Origin of the sequence: Pseudomonas sp. R62 (assembly GCF_000257605.1) — a bacterium.
Lineage (GTDB): Bacteria > Pseudomonadota > Gammaproteobacteria > Pseudomonadales > Pseudomonadaceae > Aquipseudomonas > Aquipseudomonas atacamensis.
The window spans coordinates 3,659,034-3,663,701 of sequence record NZ_JH635998.1; the positions used below are offsets into that span (position 1 = coordinate 3,659,034).

3 protein-coding genes are annotated in these 4,668 nt (G+C 59.6%); 1 reads left to right on the forward strand and 2 read right to left on the reverse strand.

Annotation, left to right across the window (positions count from 1 at the left end):
* Positions 1-49: 49 nt before the first annotated feature.
* Together arcA and arcD (OQK_RS17480) are read right to left on the reverse strand one after the other, a co-directional pair.
* The gene (arcA, locus tag OQK_RS17475) at positions 50-1,306 is read right to left on the reverse strand and encodes an arginine deiminase (RefSeq protein ID WP_016773516.1); all 1,257 of its coding nucleotides are present in this window, start codon (positions 1,304-1,306) and stop codon (positions 50-52) included.
* Positions 1,307-1,341: 35 nt separating this feature from the next.
* Positions 1,342-2,769 (reverse strand): arginine-ornithine antiporter, encoded by a 1,428-nt coding sequence (gene arcD / locus OQK_RS17480; protein ID WP_016773517.1) that lies wholly within the window; start codon positions 2,767-2,769, stop codon positions 1,342-1,344.
* A 437-nt stretch (positions 2,770-3,206) separates the two neighbouring features.
* Between arcD (OQK_RS17480) and arcD (OQK_RS17485) the strand changes: the two genes are divergently transcribed.
* On the forward strand, positions 3,207-4,634 hold the full coding sequence (gene arcD, locus OQK_RS17485) for an arginine-ornithine antiporter (protein WP_016773518.1): 1,428 nt from the start codon (positions 3,207-3,209) through the stop codon (positions 4,632-4,634).
* Positions 4,635-4,668 lie beyond the last annotated feature (34 nt).

A 4,668-nucleotide genomic window follows, 5' to 3' on the forward strand; every position in this document is an offset into this window, starting at 1 on the left:
CGGTTATCCCCTTGGCCGCGCTCGATAAGTCGCGGCGAAGGCTCAAAGATTAGTAATCGATCGGGTCGCGGATGATCGGGCAAGTCATGCAGTGGCCGCCGCCACGGCCCCGGCCGAGTTCGCCGGCGCTGATGGTGATGACCTCCACGCCAGCCTTGCGCAGCAGGGTGTTGGTGTAGGTGTTGCGGTCGTAGCCGATGACCACGCCGGGTTCCATCGCGACCACGTTGTTGCCGTCGTCCCATTGCTCGCGTTCGGCGGCGAAGCTGTTGCCGCCGGTTTCCACCACGCGCAGTTTCGGCAGGTTGAGCGCCGCAGCGACGGTGTCGAGGAAGCTGCCTTCTTCGCGGCGGATGTCGATGCCGCCCTGTTTGCTTTCGTCAGGGCGCAGGGTGAAGGCGACGATCTGGTTGACCACTTCCGGGAAGATCGTCACCAGGTCGCGGTCGCAGAAGCTGAACACGGTGTCCAGGTGCATTGCGGCGCGGGATTTCGGCAGGCCGGCGACGATGACTTTTTCCACTGCTTTGTTGTTGAACAGGTTCAGCGCCAGTTGGCCGATGGCCTGACGCGATGAACGCTCGCCCATGCCGATCAGCACCACACCGTTGCCGATCGGCATGACGTCGCCGCCCTCAAGGGTAGAGTTGCCGTGATCCTTGTCCGGGTCGCCGTACCAGATCTCGAATTCGGCATTGGTGAACTGCGGATGGAATTTGTAGATGGCGGTGGTCAGCAGGGTTTCCTGACGGCGCGCCGGCCAGTACATCGGGTTCAGCGTCACGCCACCGTAGATCCAGCAGGTGGTATCGCGGGTGAACTGGGTGTTGGGCAGCGGCGGCAGGATGAAGCTGGAGTGGCCGAGGAAGTCGCGGAACATCTGGATGGTCTTGCCACCGAAGCTGTCCGGCAGATCATCGGCCGACACGCCGCCAATCAGAAATTCGGCGATGTGGCGTGGCTCGAGGCTTTTCAGCCAGGATTTCACTTCGCTGATCAGGCCCAGGCCCACCGAGTCGGCGGTCACCTTGCGCTCAAGAATCCAGTCCAGCGCTTCGGGAATGGCGACGATGTCGGTCAGCAGGTTGTGCATTTCCACCACGTCGATGCCGCGCTCGCGCATCTTGGTGACGAAGTCGAAGTGATCGCGCTTGGCCTGCGCCACCCACAGCACGTCATCGAACAGCAGTTCATCGCAGTTGTTCGGGGTCAGCCGCTGATGGGCCAGACCTGGGGAGCAAACCATGACTTTACGCAGTTTCCCGGCTTCGGAGTGGACGCCGTACTTCACTTTTTCCGTGGTCATTTCTGTGTTCCTCCAGATGACAATTCAATCAGGGGTTACAGCGTCAGGAAGCCATCGTAGAGACCGTAGGCCGCCACCACGGCGCCCACGACCACTGCGGCGAAAATCAGCTTCTCGACGTTGGTGAAAACCGGTTGTTTGAGTTCCAGCTTGGCCTTGGCGAACAGGATCGCGCCGGGCGCATAGAGCAGGGCCGACAGCAGCAGGTACTTGACCCCGCCGGCGTACAACAACCACACCGCATAGATCAGGGCGATACCGCCGATGATCAGATCCTTGCGCCGCTCGGCGGCAAAGCCTTCGTAGCTCTCGCCGCGCACCGCCAGCAGCAGGGCATAGGCCGCCGACCACAGATACGGCACCAGAATCATCGAGGTGGCGAGGTAGATCAGTGACAGGTAAGTGCTGGCCGAGAACAGGGTGATGATCAGGAACACCTGCACCATTGCGTTGGTCAGCCACAGGGCGTTGACCGGCACGTGGTTGGCGTTTTCCTTGCGCAGGAACTCCGGCATGGTGTGGTCTTTGGCGGCGGCGAACATGATCTCGGCACACAGCAGCACCCACGACAGCAGCGCGCCGAGCAGCGAGATGATCAGGCCGACGCTGATCAGCACCGCACCCCAGTGACCGACCACATGCTCAAGCACGGCGGCCATTGACGGGTTCTGCAGTTTCGCCAGTTCCGGCTGGGTCATGATGCCCAGCGACAGCACGTTCACCAGCACCAGAAACAGCAGCACGGTGATGAAGCCGATCACGGTGGCCTTGCCGACATCCGAGCGTTTCTCGGCGCGGGCGGAGAAGATGCTCGCGCCTTCGATGCCGATGAACACCCAGACGGTGACCAGCATCATGTTGCGCACCTGGTTCATCACACTGCCCAGATCGGGGTTTTTCACGCCCCAGATGTCGGCAGTGAAGATGTCCAGTCTGAACGCGAAGACTGCGATCAATACAAACAGCAGCAGCGGCACGACTTTGGCGACGGTGGTCACCAGGTTGATGAACGCCGCTTCCTTGATCCCGCGCAACACCAGAAAATGCACGCCCCACAGCAGCAAGGACGCGCCGATCACCGCCGCCGGGGTATTGCCTTCGCCGAAGATCGGAAAGAAATAGCCAAGGGTGCTGAACAGCAGAACGAAGTAGCCGACGTTGCCCAGCCAGGCGCTGATCCAGTAGCCCCAGGCTGATGAGAAACCCATGTAGTCGCCGAATCCGGCCTTGGCGTAGGCGTAGACACCGCCGTCCAGGTCAGGCTTGCGATTGGCGAGGGTCTGAAAGACAAATGCGAGGGTGAGCATGCCGACTGCGGTGATGGCCCAGCCGATCAGCACTGCACCGACGTCGGCGCTGGCGGCCATGTTTTGTGGCAACGAAAATATCCCGCCGCCAATCATTGAACCGACTACCAGTGCAACCAGTGCACCGAGTCTTAGTTTTCCGGGCGCTTCAGACATTTGCATGACTCCATTGCAGGAAAGGAGAGCTCACAGCCTAGTACTGTTGTCTGTTCGAACAGCTGACATGGATCAGTGCATGGTCACATTCCATTGTTAATGAATGACTTGTGCGCCCGTTGCGGGCATAACGCTGTAGCCTCAAAGGCCCATTCCAGAGCCGTTTCGCTGAGGAAGTCGAGAATGGCTATTAATGCTTTCGAACTATGACGCTAGTTGCTTTTCAGCGATTGGCAAATGTCGGTCATCTGTTTTCAGCACAGAATCGAATAATCAAGATCGGCGCACAAAACTGACTTAATGTGCTACGCCTTATCGTGGTCGGCTATATATAACGCTGCGAGATTCGGCATTACCTGATAAACGTCATCTACCCTTAGGCTTTTAGTCGGCTGTTGTTACAAATAAACAACAACGACTCTTTCAAGGAGATCTGCATGTCGCAACCGACGCAAAAGCTGCGCCTTGGTGCGTTGATCGCGCTGGTGGTGGGGTCGATGATCGGCGGGGGGATTTTCTCGTTACCGCAAAACATGGCGGCACGCGCCGATGCCGGGGCGATCCTGATCGGCTGGGGCATCACCGCAATCGGCATGCTGACGCTGGCCTTCGTCTTTCAGACCCTGGCCAATCGCAAACCGGAGCTGGACTCGGGCGTCTACGCCTACGCCAAGGCCGGGTTCGGCGACTACATGGGCTTTTCGTCGGCGTGGGGTTACTGGATCAGCGCCTGGCTGGGCAACGTCGGCTATTTTGTGTTGCTGTTCAGCACCCTCGGTTATTTCTTTCCGGTATTCGGCCAGGGCAACACGCCGATCGCCATCGGCTGCGCCTCGGTGCTGTTGTGGGCGGTGCATTTTCTGGTGATGCGCGGGATCAAGGAGGCGGCGCTGATCAACCAGTTGACCACCGTGGCCAAGGTCGTGCCGCTGATCATGTTCATCGTCATCGCTGCCGTCGCGTTCAAGGCAGAGATCTTCACCCGCGACATCTGGGGCCGCAGCAACCCGAACTTCGGCGGGGTGATGGATCAGGTGCGCAACATGATGCTGGTCACCGTGTTCGTCTTCATCGGCATCGAAGGCGCCAGCGTCTATTCGGCCCGCGCGGAGAAACGCAGCGACGTCGGCCGCGCCACGGTGATCGGGTTTCTTGGCGTGCTGGCGCTGCTGGTACTGGTCAACGTGCTGTCGCTGGGGATCATGAGCCAGCCGGAACTGGCCAATCTGCAGAACCCTTCACTGGCAGCGGTGCTCGAGCACATCGTCGGGCCGTGGGGTGCGTTACTGATCAGCATCGGGCTGGCGATTTCCCTGCTCGGTGCATTGTTGTCCTGGGCCTTGCTCTGCGCGGAAATCCTTTTCGCCACGGCCAAGGACAAGACCATGCCGGCGTTCCTGAAGAAGGAAAACAACAATCACGTGCCGGTCAATGCGCTGTGGCTGACCAATGTGATGATCCAGATTTTCCTGCTGATCACGCTTTTTTCGGCGGGCACTTACACCAGTCTTATCTATCTGGCCTCGTCGATGATTCTGGTGCCGTATTTGTGGTCGGCGGCCTACGCGGTGCTGCTCAGCGGGCGCGGCGAAACCTACGAACACGCCTCGGCGGAACGTACAAAGGATCTGCTGATTGGCGGCATCGCCCTGGTTTACGCGGTGTGGCTGTTGTACGCCGGCGGGGTGAAGTATCTGCTGCTTTCGGCGCTGCTGTATGCGCCAGGGGTGATCCTGTTTGCCAAGGCCAAGCGTGAACAGGGGCAGCCGGTTTTTACCACGGTGGAGAAAGGGATTTTTGCCTGCGTGGTGATCGGTGCGGGGCTGGCGGCTTATGGGTTGTATAGCGGGGTATTGTCGTTGTGATCTGAAAAGCCGCCCCTCACCCCAGCCCTCTCCC